This window comes from Bdellovibrio sp. HCB185ZH, assembly GCF_047302455.1.
Lineage (GTDB): Bacteria > Bdellovibrionota > Bdellovibrionia > Bdellovibrionales > Bdellovibrionaceae > Bdellovibrio.
In genome coordinates, this window is record NZ_CP178624.1 from 3,848,445 (window position 1) to 3,864,456 (window position 16,012).

Here is a 16,012-nt window from a genome sequence, read left to right on the forward strand (position 1 = left end):
GATCTAAGAATCAACCACGCAAAGTAATTTCTGCAAAATACTCTCACTTTCCACGACTTAAATTGCACACCTGCAACAACACTCAGTGAAACACCCCTCAAAACGTCCAAATGCCATCTCACACCCACCGTACACACAGCAAAGCGTCATCATCCGTCTGATACTTTTAAAAATTCTCTTTCAAGAAAACCGAAATTTGGCGGAAGCGGAGTGGAACCCTCTGCATGCAGCGACCTCCGTGGGCGCCACGATGGCGCGCACTCGCCAAAGGCGAGCCACGGCTGAGCCCGGATGGCGTGTCGCGGAATGCAGAGGGTTCCACTCCGCTTCCGCCAAATCCCCGCGCTAAATTGAACAGGGATTTACCAAAAGTATTTTACATTTGTGATTTAAGGTATGTCACGATGTCGATGTCTGGCGCCGTTTGCGCGCCCACCCCAGGTTTCGGGCCGGCACCCAATTGATCAACTGTGTAGTCCATGCGCACGTCATAGCGACGGTCTGTTTGGTTGCGCAGCCATCTTTCAGCATCGAACCACGCGCGTTTGTTTTGATCATCGGTGCACGATTGAAGCTCCTGAGGTTTGCGAGCGCCCCAGCGCATTTCCGGGCAGTGATACGGGTCAAAGCTCATGTTGAATAGTCTTTGGCGGGCCGCCTCAAGATTCATCAACAAAGTTTGGCCATTGGAAGTCGTGTAAGAGAACTTACACATTGTCGCTTCTTGTGCATAAACCGCAAAAAGGTCTTTCGCCAGATTGCCACCGTTGTAACGAAGAGTGCGATCGCCGGCGCGATATTTCTTCATCGCTTTTTGCGCTTGATTCAAAATATCCATGAAAGATGTTTTCAAGCGAGCATCGCGAGAAGGTGTCGCGTAGGATTCCCACTCACCCGTGGCACCAAAGATATTCACGGGCAGGCGTTCCGGGTGTGGCTTCAAAGGAATGCCTTCGCGTCTTGCCATTTCCACGGCAGCCACGCGGTCTTTCAAAGAAGAACAGATATCGATCACTTCAAATTTCATATCCAAAAGAGGATCGATAACCGGTTCACCGTTAGTCAGTTTCAACTGAACGTATTCGAAGTAATTCGTCACTTGGCCTTTGAAAACAAACTGACCTTTTTTCCAATCACCGCCTGGATCGGGAGCATTGCCGTAGTATTGTTCAGTTCCATAAGCTGCAAGATTTCTGTTATCAGCAGCTTCAATACGACCACCCACGAAAGTGCCATTATCGAAACTCGCGCCCACTAACTGCAAGGGACGGAAGTTCTTAAACCCCGCACCCTGGCCAGGAATGGAACGCATGAATTTGGAAGTGTAAAGACCCATCGTCAAAGTGTTGTCAGGATGAGCATCGATATACAAAACGCGACCGGCTTCAGTGACACGGTAAACGATGGCCACGTGACCATTCGGATCATAGATCACAGTGCCGGGACGAATACCCACACGGTCTAAGCGAGCAGGATAAAAATCAGAATAGGAAGCACCCTGGACGTCACCAATCATGCGGTAGGCCGCAGTTGATACCGTGTTAATCAAATCAGAATTCAAGAAGCTAACCGCATCAGGATAAACCGCACGACGCAATGTATTTCTTTTGGTCAAAAGGTCTTTGCGATATTTTACGGAGTTGCCGTTTGTGGAGTAGCGAATATCTTTGTTGAAGTCTTCAGGTCCTGCAGGATTTGCAGTGAAGCCTGTCGCTTGAGAAAATGGCAAACCACTTTTCCAGGCAAAGTAAGCACGAAGGTAGTAAGGAAGGTCTGCGCAGTCTGCGAAAAATTTAAGACCGCCTGGATCTGTTCCGTAAAACATATTGGCTGGACTATTCAAGCACTCAGTAACAGTAGCACAGCGGCGATTTTCAACAGCATTTCCCAATTTAGTAACGAATTGGCCAAATTGGTATTCGTGTTCTTCTGTCCAAGCAGGCTGAGTGATGCGCCAGTCGCGGGCACCAGCAAGCGCAGATGTTGTGACCGTAGATCCCAACACGAGTAAGAACAATGCTAATGTTGATTTCATTTTGACTCCATAGTTCGCAAAGGAAAAATAGGGCCCGTTTATAGCGCGAACTAGAGGTTTTGGCTCTGGAAACTCACTCGGATTTGTAGATTTGCAGAACTTTCATGGCAGGTTTAGTATACATTACGTTTTGGTAGCTTGAATTTTCTTGGCAAACTTCCAAAATTTGTTTTCCGCGCCTAACTTTTTGATCAAGTAAGCCTCTGCATTTTCAGGGGAAATCGACAAAGACTGCTCCCACAGCGGCTCAAAAAGTGTTTTGCTGGCACCCACCGCAGTAGATGGAAAACTTGAGTCCTCAACTTCACCATATGCGACGATGAGTAACCTTTGCCATAAGGCCTTCATGGCCCGGTTGTAGGTCGATTCCATATCGCGACCCTGCAGATCGGCGATTTCCTTCAGTTGCTTCGTCGATAAGGGGGAGTCCATCTCCAAAGCTTCCAAAATGACTTGGCTGTTAGGAGAAAGGGGAGCTTCGCTGCGTTGAAAAGCCAGCATGTTCACAAAAGTTTCCTGAGAGAAAAATGTCGCGCGATTCTGGTACCATTTTGCATAAACGACTTTGCCAGAGCGAGACAGTTCCTCTTTCAGAAGCCACAGGTCCGAAACCTTGTGATCAGCGTCAGCGTCCCACTCCCAAACCATCTTGGATCTTGGCCAAAGATGAGCCCATAACGAGTCCGGTTCTGGACTGTTTTTGATAGGGTATACCAGCAAAATTCCTTCTTTTTCGATGGCCTGAATAGCCTTTTGCTTCTTCATTCTTAAAGTAAATCAAGTTCACAAATGTTTGGCAATTTATGTCGCGCTGTCAGGTATTTTGACACTCTGAAAATATCTTCCCAATAGGTTTTCAACAACTCCTCACAAAGGTCAAATTTTTGTGGTTTTTCACTCTGTGTGGTACCTATTTCACCCAATACGTATGACACTCAAAACAAAAGCCTTCCGATTCTTTTACAAAGCCCATATTTATCTCGGTCTCTTCGTGGCCGTGCACTTTATTTTTCTTAGCATCAGTGGTTCGATCTTGCTCTTCAAAGAAGAAGTCGAAGGTTCTGTCCAAGAAGCCTCAGCGGTCACTGCTGAACAGGCGGCAATGTCCTATTCGACATTGCTTTCGGATGTTCTTAAGAAATTTCCTGGTGAAAGACCCCTTGCAGTTTTCAAAGACGATGAACACGAAAACATCTTGAACGTTCGCCTGGGGATGAATGATTCCAAAATGTTCCGTGGGGCACGCAAGCTTATGTTTGATTCGCACACAGGGGCTGAATTGAATGCGGAAGCGGGTAAAAGCTCTTTCATGGACTGGATGCTTAAACTCCACCGTGAATTCTTCTTGGGCTCCTATGGGAAAATCTATGTAGGCTTGATCGGCTTGCTGTATTTCTTTGTGATGCTTTCTGGATTTTTCATTTATGGAAACTTCGCCAAGAAAGTCGCCTTCGGTGAAGTGCGCATCAAATCTCCACGTCATTGGTTTTCAGATATGCATCGTTACATCGGCATCGGTGTTTTTGCATGGGGCTTGATCATTGGTGCCACGGGTTTCTTTTTGGGTATCAGCTCGACCTTGATCAAAGTTTACCAATATCAAGAACTCAAAGAGATCACTCAGCAGTACAAAGATGTCCATGGTGATAACGATCACGTTCACAACGCTTCTGTTTTAGATCAAGTGATCAAAACTTCTGAGCAAGCCTTGCCGAATGCAAAAGTTGATTACATCGCTATGCCGGATACACAGTTTTCTCCGCCGAATCACTTCTTGGTGGTGATGGTTGGTAACACACCCCAAACCGAGCGCATGACTCAGTTGGTGGTGGTCGATGCCGCGACGGGAACTCAAGGTGAAGTGCGTGAGCTACCTTGGTACATGAAGATCACCTTGGCGTCAGAGCCGTTGCATTTCGGAAACTATGGCGGTCTGTTTTTAAAAATCGTCTGGTTGGGCTTTTCACTGTTCTCGTTGTTGCTACCGATCTTTGGTTTGGTGATTTGGTACAAACGTAAAAAAGCCACACAAGCTAAAGGGGTTTCCATGGAAACCCGCAAGCTTTCTGAGAGTGCTTTGTTTAAAAATCGTTTTGCCATTCCTTTGGTTTTATTTGTCGTGACCGCCGTCATGATCATTGGTGCCTTTATTTTGGGTGGCACTTTTGCGATGGCTTCAGGGTACGTTCTTTTGGTTCCGTTAATTTTGACGGGAGCCGTTGTCCTGCGTGGTAAAAGGGGCAATTCGTGAATTTAGCGATCCTGGCAAACCTAAATACCATCACCTTCAGTGCGTTACAGATTCTGCTGTTCACGCTTTTGCCATATTTGGCAGAAACGATGCACGTGAGTCTGTCTTCGGTGGTGGCGACATTTAGTGCCGGGTCGTTCTTATTTTTATGGTCTTCTCCGTATTGGGCAGCGAAAAGTGATAAAGTGGGTCGTCAGCCCATCTTGCTTGCGGGCCTTGCAGGACTCGGTGTTTCAACTTTAATGTTGTGGGCATTGACTCAATGGGGAGAGAAAATTGGACCCGTTGCAGTCCTGGTGCTTTTAATCATCAGTCGTGTGATTTATGGTTTGCTGGCTTCTGCGGTGGTTCCTGTTGCGCAAGCTTTGCAAGTGGACCTTTCTGAATCCAAGTCTGCCATGAAGGCGATGATTTCAAATTCAATGAGTTTAAATATGGGTCGCTCTTTAGGCCCGATTTATGTTTTGGTCAGTGGTGGCCAAAATATGGATCAGGTTTTGGTTGGTTTCCTATTCTGGATCTTGGTGTTATTGGCGGTGAATGTCTGGGCATTGCGTTTATCAGCGCCACAGATGAAAACAGCTGCGGCGAAAGAGTCGGATGTTTCGGCTTGGGGTTTGGCATTTAACCGCATGCGCTGGGTTTTCCTTTTAGCAGTTTTGTTCACAAGCTTTATCGGTATTTTGAATTCTTCCTTGGCAGTTATTTTGAAACACAGTTTCTCTTTATCAAGTCAGGACTCGGGTGTCTTGATGGCCAAATTGTTATTGGTGAGTGCAGTCATCGCTGTCACGACCCAGCTCTTGGGTCGTATGTTCTTTAAAAATCCTTGGCAGGGCGCTTTGGTCCTGGGCGCATTAACTTTGCTCGCGGGTTCCGTTCTTTTACAAGTGATGAATATGGAATCCCAACTTTGGACAGCGATCGTGTTCTTGTCTGTCGGGATTGCTTTGGTGCCGCCATGCTATCTGACTTTGATGACGACTGTGGATCCAGAAAACGTGGGTCTTGGTCGTAAAGCGGGAATCGTGAGCGCTGCGAATACCATCGGTTATGCGGTGGGTGGGGCTCTAGCGGCGGTTACTTTGAAAATTAAATTATTCTCGTTGGAAACTTTGTTGGTCTCATTGGTGGTTTTGATGATGGTCAGCATCGTAGTTCTATATCGCCAGCGCACAGTCGTGGCTGGGGAGGCCTAATATGAATTTGCACGAACTTTCACTTCGTCATTCAGCTTCTTGTTTCTTTAACTCCCTTTTCCGTGAGTGGTTTGACTATTCCATCACTGAAGCTCCCACGGCAATTTCTGTTAAGACGGGTTGCAAGCTCGTCCTTACCGTGAACCTGAATGATGGCGCGATGATGTTGTTGCCTCTGACCCGCAGTTCTTTGATGGGTCGTCATCAATATCATTCGACATTTTATATTCAAAAAGTTGGTGAACTTACTGAAGCTGACTTTTTGACAGTGGCTTCTGAATTGGTGAAACACCTGACGACGGTTTTCCCAAATAGCATCGGCAACGATGCAGTCTTTATGGAACGCCTAAAAAACAGCGTCGAAAACATTGAGCTGGCCTTGAGTTATCGTAAAGAAGATTTGCAAAGCATTTACTCTGAACCGATGAACTTCCAGCAGGCCGAACAAGGCTTGATGATTGGTCATAACTTTCATCCCTATCCTAAAATGCGTGAAGGTTTCGATGAGGTCGATTATCGCCAGTACTCGCCAGAGATGGCAGGAAGTTTTGCCCTGAACTGGTTTTTGGCGAAACCGGAAATCGTTGCTAACGAAAAAGCAGCTAAGTTTCAAGTTGAGCAGTGGACATTGGATGCGTTCTTGAAAGACTTTGAAAACTCAGAACAGGCCTCGGCTAAATTAAAAGCGGGCTTTATCCCATTCCCGGTTCATCCGTGGCAAAAACAACACTTACTGAAAAATCCCGTAGTGCAAACGTATTTGCAAAACGGTGACCTGATTGATTTGGGTGAAGCCGATAAGAAATGGTACCCGACGACTTCATTGCGTTCGATTTATGGGGCGCATTCGCCTTATATGATGAAGTTCTCGCTGACACTTCGTCTGACCAACTCTATCCGTCATTTGACTCCGGTGGAAGTGGTTCGCGGTCTGCAAGTTTATGATGTCTTTATGACAGCTAAGGCGCAGGAATTTTCCCGTAAGCATCCACAATTCCACATCGTCTTTGAACCGGCCTTCATGGCTTTCAAAGATGCCGCTGGCGAAATTTTGACGGAATCCATTGTGGTCTGCCGTGAAAATCCGTTTACGGAAAACAACAATGAAGAAGCCGTGGTGCTTTCAACATTGGCTCAGGATAACCCTCTGGGGGGTGAAAACCTGATTCAAAAAGCCATTCGTAAAGAAGCCGAAAAAACCCATCGCTCTTTAAGTGAAATTTCTCAACAGTGGTTTGCGCGCTACCTTGAAGTAGCTGTGAAGCCCCTGGTGCATGCTCAAGCCAATTACGGAATTCTATTGGGTGCCCATCAGCAAAATCTAATTTTAAGCTTAAAGGCCAACTTCCCTGAAAAAGCTTATTTCCGCGACTGCCAAGGAACGGGTTACAGTCATTTTGGTTTCTCTTTGTATGGGAAAGATGTTTCTAGCCTTAAAATGGAAAACGGAAATATTTTGGATGATAAGGGCAATATTCTTTTTGCGTATTACCTGATGATCAATTCGACCTTTAATGTGATCGCAGCCATCGCGGCTGACGGTTGGGTGAGCGAAGACGAGTTAGTGACGGACCTACGCAACTTCCTCTTGGCCATTCGCGCGTCGAATCCTCAGGATAAATCTTGTTTGAACTATCTTTTGGATCAGGATGAAATCTGGCACAAAGGGAACTTCACTTGCAGTCTGCAAAACTTAAACGAAAACACCACGGCCAATCCGTTGGCTATTTACAATCTGATTAAAAACCCAATTGCTGCGGCAGCAACAGCCAAGGCTTAGGACGATTTATGAAGCAAACTTACTTGCACGTTCAAGAAAAGAAAAATTTTACTGCGGAATTGGCTGATGGAGTTTTGACCGTTTCAGGGCCTGAATCCAACGTGATATTTAATGTCGAAAACGGTGTCGAAAAAATTCAGTTGAGCTGTAAGGATTCTTCTTCCGCGGCCTCGTTAATTGCAATGGAGCACTTGTTTGCTCATAAGCCCGAACTTAAAACGATTTCCGTAAATCAAATTGCTACACATCGTGCCGACTTTTATCAAAATCCAGCGTTGTGGTGCACTTACGGAACCCAAATTTTAACACCAGAGCAGTGGATGTATTCTGGCGATGTTCGTCATCCAGTTCGCCCGCAACCTCGCCCTGGAGATTTGCTTTATTCCCGTTACGTCCCAGCCGTGGGCAAAACCATTAGCTTTCGAGTTGTCGATGTCGAGCGCGATCTAAAAACATTCCACTTTTGGCACAACCAACCTTACGTCAACGAGTTCTGGGAGCTGGCAAAACCAGAGGCGGAACTTAAAGAATATCTTGAAAAAGGTTTGGTCGATTTGCATTCCATTCCAACCTTCGTCGAATTTGATGGAGTCCCTGTCGGGTATTTCGAAATGTATTGGACCCTGGAAGATCGTTTGGGGCCTTATTATGAATCCGAAGCGTTTGACCGTGGTTTCCATTTACTTATTGGCAACATGGAATACCTGGGCTTTAAAAATACCGATGCTATTTTAAAATCTGCGAGCCATTATTTGTTCCTGGAAGAACCCCGCACTCGTAAAATTATGGCAGAGCCACGCTCCGACAATCAACGCATCATCCGTTATGTGGAGACGTTCCCGGCGTGGAGAAAAGTGAAGGAATTTGATTTCCCTCATAAACGTGCAGCACTTCTTGAGTGCCGCCGCGAAAAATTCTTTTTAGGGAACTTCCTGTGAATTTAAAAGCGAACACTCTTCATTCGGGATCTGCGTGGGTGCGGGTGAATCAGAACCTGGTGGCGAAAAGCCTTCAGGAGCTTAGCTATGAGCAAATTCTGAAGGTATCCTCCACCGATGGTCAGAACTTCGTGTTCGCTTTACAAAGTGGCATTGAATATCACTGTCAGGGGTGGCAGGGGATCTGGACCGACATAAAAGTTGAAGCTGATTCCATCGTTCGCGTTGTGGACGGTATTAAAATGCCCGTGAAAAGTGCGGGCCAATTTTTTATCGACTGCCAAAAAGAAACGGGCATGGATGACATCATTCTTGGAAATTTCCTGGAAGAAATGCACAACACCCTGTTTTCCGATCTGCGCATTGAACAAAAGCAAGCCGAGCAATCGTCCTCAGATATGACGACATGGTCTGGTCTAAAAATTCAATCAATCCTCAATGGCCATCCCAAACTTTTATTGAACAAAGGCCGCATCACGTGGAGTGAAGGCGATCTGGCAGATTTTGCTCCTGAAAGCCAGCCCCTTATTCGTTTGATGTGGTTAGCGGTTCGTAAAAACTCAGCCTTGGCTTCCTCGATGCCCGGAGTAAGCACGGATGTTGTTTTGGCGCAGTCCATGGATGAAGCGGAACTAAAGCGTTTCAATCAGGTGCTTGCTGATTTTGAAATCAGTAAGTCAGAGCACGTTTTCGTTCCAGTTCACCCATGGCAATGGGATCGTTTTATTCAGGTACAATTTGCCGCTGAACTTTCCACAGGCGTGATCAAAGCTTTAGGAGTTTTCGGTGACGCGTATCAACCGCAAATTTCCATTCGCACGCTTTCAAATGTCAGTCGTCCGGGTCTTTGGGATATCAAACTTCCAGTCACGATCCTAAACACCTCCAGCATCCGCGGTATCGCTGCGAAATACATTCCAGTGGGTGGCGAGTTGTCGCAAAAGATGAACGACATTTGCGCGAAAGACGACGTTCTTAAGAACGTTCAAGTCTTAAGTGAAAAGGCTGGCGTGAGCTTTCAGCATCCCATCTATAAACAGGTCGCTCTGGCTCCGTATCGCTATCACGAATATTTGGGGGCAATCTGGAGAGAGTGCGCCGAATCCAAAGCGGGTCCTGGGGAATCTTCCGTTCTGACTGGCAGTTTCTTTCATAAAGATACAGAAGGCCGTTCTTTGCTGGGCGCTTACGTGGCGTCTTCGGGACTCACGATGTCGCAGTGGTTACGTAAGTACTTCGAAGTGGTTGTTGTACCTTTGTACCACCTGCAGTTGAAATACGGCATTGGTTTGGTTTCCCACGGCCAAAACATTGTTTTGAAACTTAAAGATCACGCTCCGGTGGGTTTGATCATTAAAGATTTCCAGGGAGATCTTCGCGTGGCGAAGGGATCCGTCCTGGTAGAGGAGTCTGCGAATTTGGCGAGCCATTTGTTGCAGCTTCCTCGTAACTATTTGATTCACGATTTGTTCACGGGACATTTTGTCACGGTTCTACGTTTTATCTCTGAAGTTTTGAAAGAGTGCGACGGATACTCAGAATACGAATTTTACGGAATTCTGGGTGAAGTCCTTCGCGATTATCTTTCAACTACAGGGAAAAACCTGAATGTGGATGACAGCGTCAACCTTCTGGCGGAAAAAATGCCTCGTGTGCTGGTAAATAAGGTGCGTTTCAAGATCGGTTATGCCGACTCTCACGAACGCCCGGTCCCCATGGTCGGTGACGAACTTATGAATCCCATTGTGTTGGGATTGAATAAAGGAGCACTGTAAGATGGAACAAAAGTACAATCTTATAGGAATTGGTATCGGCGTCTTCAATCTAAGCCTTGCGGCCTTGGCAGATAAAACTGCGGGGATCCACAGTGCTTTCTTTGATGGCAAACCCAGTTTCGACTGGCATTCAGAAATCATGTTCGCAGATTCGGAAATGCAGACGTCCTTCCTGAAAGACCTGGTGATGGGGGCGGATCCTACGAACCCTTACAGTTTCATGAACTATCTGGTTCAAAACGGTTTGTATTACTCATTTATGAACACGAATCGCCAAGTGGTGACTCGCCGTGAATTTGAAATGTACTGCCAATGGGTCAGCAGACAATTGAATCACCGCCTGAACTTTGGCGCACAAATCGACGAAGTGAATTTCAAAGACGGTCAGTTCCACGTTCGTTCTGGAAACAACATCGCAAAATCCGACAATATCTGTATTGGAACGGGTTTGACTCCGAACGTTCCTGATTTTGCCAAGGATTTTATCGGTCCAAAAGTATTCCATGCGAAATCGCCTTACCTTAAATCTTTGGATGTCACAGGTAAAAACGTGGTTGTTATCGGTGGCGGGCAAACGGGGATTGAAATTTTCCGTAACTGCTTTAAAGGGAAATGGGGCGAGCCATCCAGCACGCGCCTGATTTCCAGCCGTGCGAACTTGGAGCCGTTGGATAACTCTCCGTTCGTGAATGAATACTTCACGCCGTATTACGTAGAAGAATTTTTTGGTTTGGATCAAAATCTTAAAGATCCTATCGTTCGACATCAGAAAATGGCTTCTGACGGCAATACTCCTGAGTATTTGGAAGCTCTTTACAATGACATTTATCAAATGCGCCACGTTCATCAAAGTGAAGCAATCGTTGAGATCTTGCCTTCACGTTGTATGGATCGTCTGGAAGAGGCGGGGAATGGTTATAAGCTGACTGTCAGCAGCACCTTCTCGAACAAAACGGAAACGCATCATGCAGATATCGTGATCCTAAGCACGGGCTTTAGAACACGCATCCCGCATATCATTGAACCGATTCAACACATGATTGATTTCGACAACACCGGTCGCTTTATTTTGCAGAAGAATTTCTCTGTGAAGTGGAAGGGCCCTGAGCAGAATAAGATCTATGCCATGAACTTTAGCCGTCATGGACATGGAATCTCTGAACCGCAAACAAGCTTGATGGCCTGGAGATCCGCGACCATCCTGAACGACATGTTGGGTAAAGAGCATTATAAAACATCAAAAATGGTTCCTAATTTTGTTAGCTATAAAGGATTATAAAAGGGAAAGAAGGAAGAGAGAGTAATGAGAATTTTCATCGCAGCATTGTTCACGATCCAGGCAAGCCTAGCGCATGCTCAGACGTCAGAACAACCACCACAGACGACACCAGAGACGACGACAACAGAAAAGCCCGCAGAAACGTATAAGCTGCAACAAGTGCAGATTCTGGGGAATAAAGAAGACAAGTCATACTTGGAAAGTACCGAGTCCATCACGGTCATCCAGGCAGAGTCTTACGATAAGGGGGTTAAGGCTGACTCCTTAAAATCCATCAATGGTCTTCCCAACGTTCAAGTGAACAAGAACGACAACACCTTCAGTCTTCGCGGTATTAACAATATCGGTGTGACGGGTTACCAAAAGGACAATTTGGCATCGATCCTGGTGGACGATGTTTTCCAAACGGATCTTGCGATCTCTGCCGGCGCATTTGATTTCTGGGATTTGGATCACGTGGAAATCTATCGTGGTGCTCAATCCACAACTCAAGGTATTAACTCCCTTGCGGGTAATATCCTTTTGTTCCACCGTAAAGCCACAGATGCAACGGAAGGGGCTGCGAAAGTCGGTCTGGGTAGCTATGGCTACAAAGAAGTCGGCGCCGCTGCCAATTATAAATTCAGCGAAAATCTTTTCGGTCGTACCTCTGTGAATGTAGAACGTTATGATGGTTTCATCGAGAACGTTACAACAGGAAACGATCGTTGGGGACGTCAGGATAAGAACTATATCTCCCAGGATCTGGTTTATAAATTGAACGCTTTCGACGAGATTCGTTGGAATATCAAAGTTCTAAACACGGAAGCGGGCGGAACATATTCTCAGTCCAATGATCCATTTGACTATAAAGTTTATGAAGATGTCGACAACCGTGCGTTGACGAACAATCAACAAACAAGCCTTCGCTATACTAAAAAAATCAACGAGAACTCATCGAATGAGACGATTCTGGCTTACTCTCAAAGTGACCAGGACGCGACGGCCGATGCGGACGGAACTTCTGCTGCGACTGCAGGAACTCGTTACGAGGACCACACGGACAGCTACCTCAGCGTTGAAAACCTGTATAAATATCAAAGCGAAAAGGTTAAAAACGTTCTGGGTTTGCACTATCACGATTACATCATCAAAGATGATTATAATTTCAACGTGTTAGCTCCAGGTCCGATCCCAGTTCGTCAAAAAACTGAGAAGTACCAAAACACGTACGCGATCTTTGATTCGATGCTTTATAAGTTCAATGAAACTCATGCCATGAACTTGGGTCTACGTTATGAGTACATGAAGAACAAGTACGACTCTTATATCGTTTACGGTTCAACGAGAACAGCAAGCGGTAACGAAGAGGGCGGCATCCTGCTTCCTAAAATCGGTTACATCCTGACGGAAGGTATCAGCTCTTACGGTATTTCCTATACTCAAGGTTACCGCACTGGTGGTGTCAGCGTGAATCGTTGGACATCTACGGTGGCAGAGTACGATCCTGAAGCGACTCATAATTTTGAATTAAGCTATAAGCGCGTTGAAGATCAGCTAAAAGTGGCAGCGAACGTGTTCTACACTCACTGGGTGGATCAACAGGTTCTGGTACAATACGCAGCGAACAACCCTTACAACTCGGCGATCGTCAATGCGGCAAGCTCTGAAGTTTACGGTGCGGAGCTGGAAACAACTTGGAGTATCAACGCACACAATGCGCTGACGGTAGGTGTGGGTTACAATCACACACGATTCCTCGACTTTAAAGGTCCTTTGAATCAAAACTATGACGATAATGAGTTCCCATTCGCGAGTCCTTGGACAGGAAGCTTGAATTACACATTCAAGCCGACAGATTCTTGGAACTGGGATAATACGCTTCGCTATTTGTCTTCCAGCTACACCGATGCTGCAAACACGAAATCCGTTCCGGAACAATGGTACTTGGATACGTCTTTGGCGTATTTGATGGCGCAATGGAATTTGAACTCTGAGTTCTATATCCGTAACGTCCTTGACCAAAAATATGTGACATACGATGCAAGTAACGCATTCTATGGAACAAAAGTTTACCAAGTAAATTCCCCACGCGAATTCGGCGTGCGTGTCACGTACTTCTGGTAACAGATTTTAAAAAGTGAAACACAGAAAAGGCCTCCGCCAAAACGGGGGCCTTTTTTTATTCCCGTGCTGCATGCGTCTGCGGAAACGGAAATAAACCTTCGCGATCTGCCGAGTGGATCCGCGATGATGCATTCGGTTACCGAAGCGAAGGTAAATGTTTGGATGTTTCGTGTGAGTTGCATCTTTGTTTCAAATGCATTTAAGATTTCAGAATGAGAATTTTATCTGCTTTTATTCTTATCCTTGTGTCTTCTGTTAGTTTCGCCATCGGTATTGACTGCAATTGTCGCGGCAGTGGAGTTTGTCGCGATCGTGGCGATGGCAAAGTCGTCTGCGTAGGCAACACAATGGGTTCAGGCAAGAAAGGCGATAATTGCGCTGGCGCTCCGGGGTTGTGTGCCTATCCACTACGATGTCAGGATCGCGGCGATAAGGTGATGCTGTGCCTGGATTCGTCTCCCAATGCCGGCAGTAACGGCGATCTTTGCGGGGATAACAATTCCTATTGCAAATACCCAACACGCTGTAAAGACCGCGGTGACGGCATCAAAGCCTGTGTTGGTGGTGAATACGGCCAGGGGAGTGCAAACCAGCTTTGTGCCTCTCAGTATGACTTCTGCAAAAAGCCTTTAGAATGCCGCAATGACACCGAAGGCATTCAGAAATGCTCTCCTTAAATAACATCCTCACGATAGTTTCAGAACAAGGATTCCATCTGAAAATTCCATCGTGCTGATTGAACCCTAGTATTCAAACCAAATATTTCCCCAATCCTCTGTTTTCAGCAGGGGAATGCGGTGTTTTTTAAGTCGGTAAATAACTTCTGCGTGAGGATGTTTGTACCTTGCATAGCGCGCTGATGCGACAGCAATTTTTAAATAAGGCAAATGCAACAAGAGTTCATCCGATGTACTCGTGCGCGAGCCGTGATGTCCCAGCACCAGCACCCGCGTGTCTCGCACCCAAGAAAGATTTTGCCACTGCATCTCCGCTTTTACAGGGGAATCACCGGGAAATAAAAATCCTTTAAAAGAAGTGATCTGGCTTGCTGCATTGGTATCCACTTTGCGCTCAGACTTTTTCGATTTTTTAAACACCGTTATTCCCTGCCAATGTGGTATGTCCAACTCTCCCGTACAATCAGAGAACTTTTCAAGCAAGCGCATTTTTCCCGTTGATGAAGTTCCCTGAGGCCTCATGGCAAGGCAGCTTTCCCATGATGAAGGCCATTTTGCCAACGCACCGATATGATCCCAATCCCAGTGGCTCAGGTAAATTTTGTTAGTTTTATCGCGGCAAAGTTTTGCGATCTTCGCCCAGGGAAATCGTTCGCCACCCACGTCGAAATGTCGGCAGGTGGTGTCGTCAATTGAAGTCACCCATTGTCCCTGGCCAACGTTCCATATCACGAGATATGAGAACACGGATTTATTTCCCAAAGGTGTTGCGCTAAAAGTTATCAACAAAAACGAAAACAAAGAGAATCTTAATACCCACTCCACGCGGCATCCTTTCCCTGGCGGAGTCGCAGGCGAATAGAGTGAAAAAAAATGTGCCACGCAAAAATCCAAAACCACAATGTGGATATCGAAATCTGTTTCGCTGAAGCGGCGGGAACAGGTTCAGAGACCCATTCCAGGATGTGGGCAAAGGCACTCATCACAAAATCAAAGGCTGCCACTATAGGCGGAATCATCACGCTTAAAAACCCTAGCGGTAGTAAGATGTAAGAAACAATCGGCCCTAATAACAGATTGTATAGCAGTGCAAGGGGATGCAGGGAACTCAAGCCCCACAGTGGAGCACACATGAAAATAAAAACGGCGCACTGATTGAACAACAAGCGATGAAAAACTTTTTTAATTTTTAACAGCGATGCCCAAGCCAGTGCCAAACTGGCACACCAACTCATGAGCAGTGAGGGGGAGTTCCACCACGCAGGAAAAAGTGCGAGCGTGAAACATCCTGCAATCATCGTCATCAAATCTGGTGGAAATTTCCAACCACGAGATTTGAACAGCCCGCGCAAACCCAATGCAGACAAGGCTCTTACGGCGGGTGGTTGCCAGCCCACAACTAGCGAGTAAAAACTTAAAATTAAGAATCTTACAAAAAATGGAATTCTTAGAATCGCAAAAAGTTCGTCGAGCAAAATAAGATGAGAACCGGAGATCACGAAAATATGAATTAACGATGTCTTCACCAAATTCTGTTTCAGGTTCTGATCGCGAAGTTTTTCACCACAGACTATTGAGGTCAGTGCAGAGTAATTTTCTGACTCGCGAGGGAGTAATGTAAGACACTTTTGTTGATAACTCTGAGAAAGGCTTGATGCATTATTCAGCATGGTGTCCTGCGTGCAATTGCTCAAGCTCAAGGCAAGGAGAAGTAGAATAATCATGAAATCGAGGACTTAGCAAAAACCGCTGCAGACGTGGTTTCTAAAATAATCTGTCGTGAGTCCTCTGCGTCCGTGTAAGTCGGATTGTAAGATCTGAAATTAGAGCGCTGTAAAATAGTGCGATTTTAAAAAATACATTAGTGAAATCATGAGTTTATCTTGTGCTTAATTTTCATGCAAATCGCTGAAACCCTTGAAATTCAACAGGTCCAAGGTCCAGCATTACAATAACTCAACATTTTGTGTGG

At 45.9% G+C, this 16,012-nt stretch carries 12 protein-coding genes; 8 read left to right on the forward strand and 4 right to left on the reverse strand.

Features of this window, described 5'->3' with window-relative positions; translation table 11 throughout:
- Positions 1-376: 376 nt before the first annotated feature.
- Positions 377-2,035 carry a hypothetical protein gene (locus ACLSU7_RS18675; protein WP_413293410.1) on the reverse strand — a complete coding sequence of 553 codons (1,659 nt, stop codon included), beginning with the start codon at positions 2,033-2,035 and terminating at the stop codon, positions 377-379.
- Positions 2,036-2,158: 123 nt separating this feature from the next.
- The gene (locus tag ACLSU7_RS18680; RefSeq protein ID WP_413293411.1) at positions 2,159-2,800 is read right to left on the reverse strand and encodes a hypothetical protein; all 642 of its coding nucleotides are present in this window, start codon (positions 2,798-2,800) and stop codon (positions 2,159-2,161) included.
- Positions 2,801-2,963: 163 nt separating this feature from the next.
- On the opposite strand from ACLSU7_RS18680, the gene ACLSU7_RS18685 reads away from it, so the two are divergent.
- From ACLSU7_RS18685 to ACLSU7_RS18720, 8 genes are all read left to right on the forward strand, one after another.
- Complete coding sequence (locus ACLSU7_RS18685) at positions 2,964-4,286, forward strand: PepSY-associated TM helix domain-containing protein (RefSeq protein ID WP_413293412.1); 1,323 nt, start codon at positions 2,964-2,966, stop codon at positions 4,284-4,286.
- A complete protein-coding gene (locus ACLSU7_RS18690) occupies positions 4,283-5,485 on the forward strand; it encodes an MFS transporter (protein ID WP_413293413.1) in 1,203 nt (400 codons plus the stop codon). The genes ACLSU7_RS18685 and ACLSU7_RS18690 overlap by 4 nt, the downstream gene beginning before the upstream one ends.
- Position 5,486: 1 nt before the next feature.
- On the forward strand, positions 5,487-7,265 hold the full coding sequence (locus ACLSU7_RS18695; RefSeq protein ID WP_413293414.1) for an IucA/IucC family protein: 1,779 nt from the start codon (positions 5,487-5,489) through the stop codon (positions 7,263-7,265).
- Between the two features lie 8 nt (positions 7,266-7,273).
- Entirely contained in the window at positions 7,274-8,203 is a 930-nt protein-coding gene (locus tag ACLSU7_RS18700; protein ID WP_413293415.1) for a GNAT family N-acetyltransferase, read from the forward strand.
- Complete coding sequence (locus ACLSU7_RS18705) at positions 8,200-9,978, forward strand: IucA/IucC family protein (RefSeq protein ID WP_413293416.1); 1,779 nt, start codon at positions 8,200-8,202, stop codon at positions 9,976-9,978. Before ACLSU7_RS18700 ends, ACLSU7_RS18705 begins: the two co-directional genes overlap by 4 nt.
- Position 9,979: 1 nt before the next feature.
- On the forward strand, positions 9,980-11,257 hold the full coding sequence (locus ACLSU7_RS18710) for a lysine N(6)-hydroxylase/L-ornithine N(5)-oxygenase family protein (RefSeq protein ID WP_413293417.1): 1,278 nt from the start codon (positions 9,980-9,982) through the stop codon (positions 11,255-11,257).
- Between the two features lie 24 nt (positions 11,258-11,281).
- A complete protein-coding gene (locus tag ACLSU7_RS18715) occupies positions 11,282-13,363 on the forward strand; it encodes a TonB-dependent receptor (protein WP_413293418.1) in 2,082 nt (693 codons plus the stop codon).
- Positions 13,364-13,575: 212 nt separating this feature from the next.
- Entirely contained in the window at positions 13,576-14,040 is a 465-nt protein-coding gene (locus tag ACLSU7_RS18720; RefSeq protein WP_413293419.1) for a hypothetical protein, read from the forward strand.
- Between the two features lie 66 nt (positions 14,041-14,106).
- Here the strand turns inward: ACLSU7_RS18720 and ACLSU7_RS18725 are convergent, their stop codons facing one another.
- A complete protein-coding gene (locus tag ACLSU7_RS18725; RefSeq protein WP_413293420.1) occupies positions 14,107-14,529 on the reverse strand; it encodes a hypothetical protein in 423 nt (140 codons plus the stop codon).
- Positions 14,530-14,849: 320 nt separating this feature from the next.
- The gene (locus ACLSU7_RS18730; RefSeq protein ID WP_413293421.1) at positions 14,850-15,566 is read right to left on the reverse strand and encodes a ComEC/Rec2 family competence protein; all 717 of its coding nucleotides are present in this window, start codon (positions 15,564-15,566) and stop codon (positions 14,850-14,852) included.
- Between the last annotated feature and the right edge of the window lie 446 nt (positions 15,567-16,012).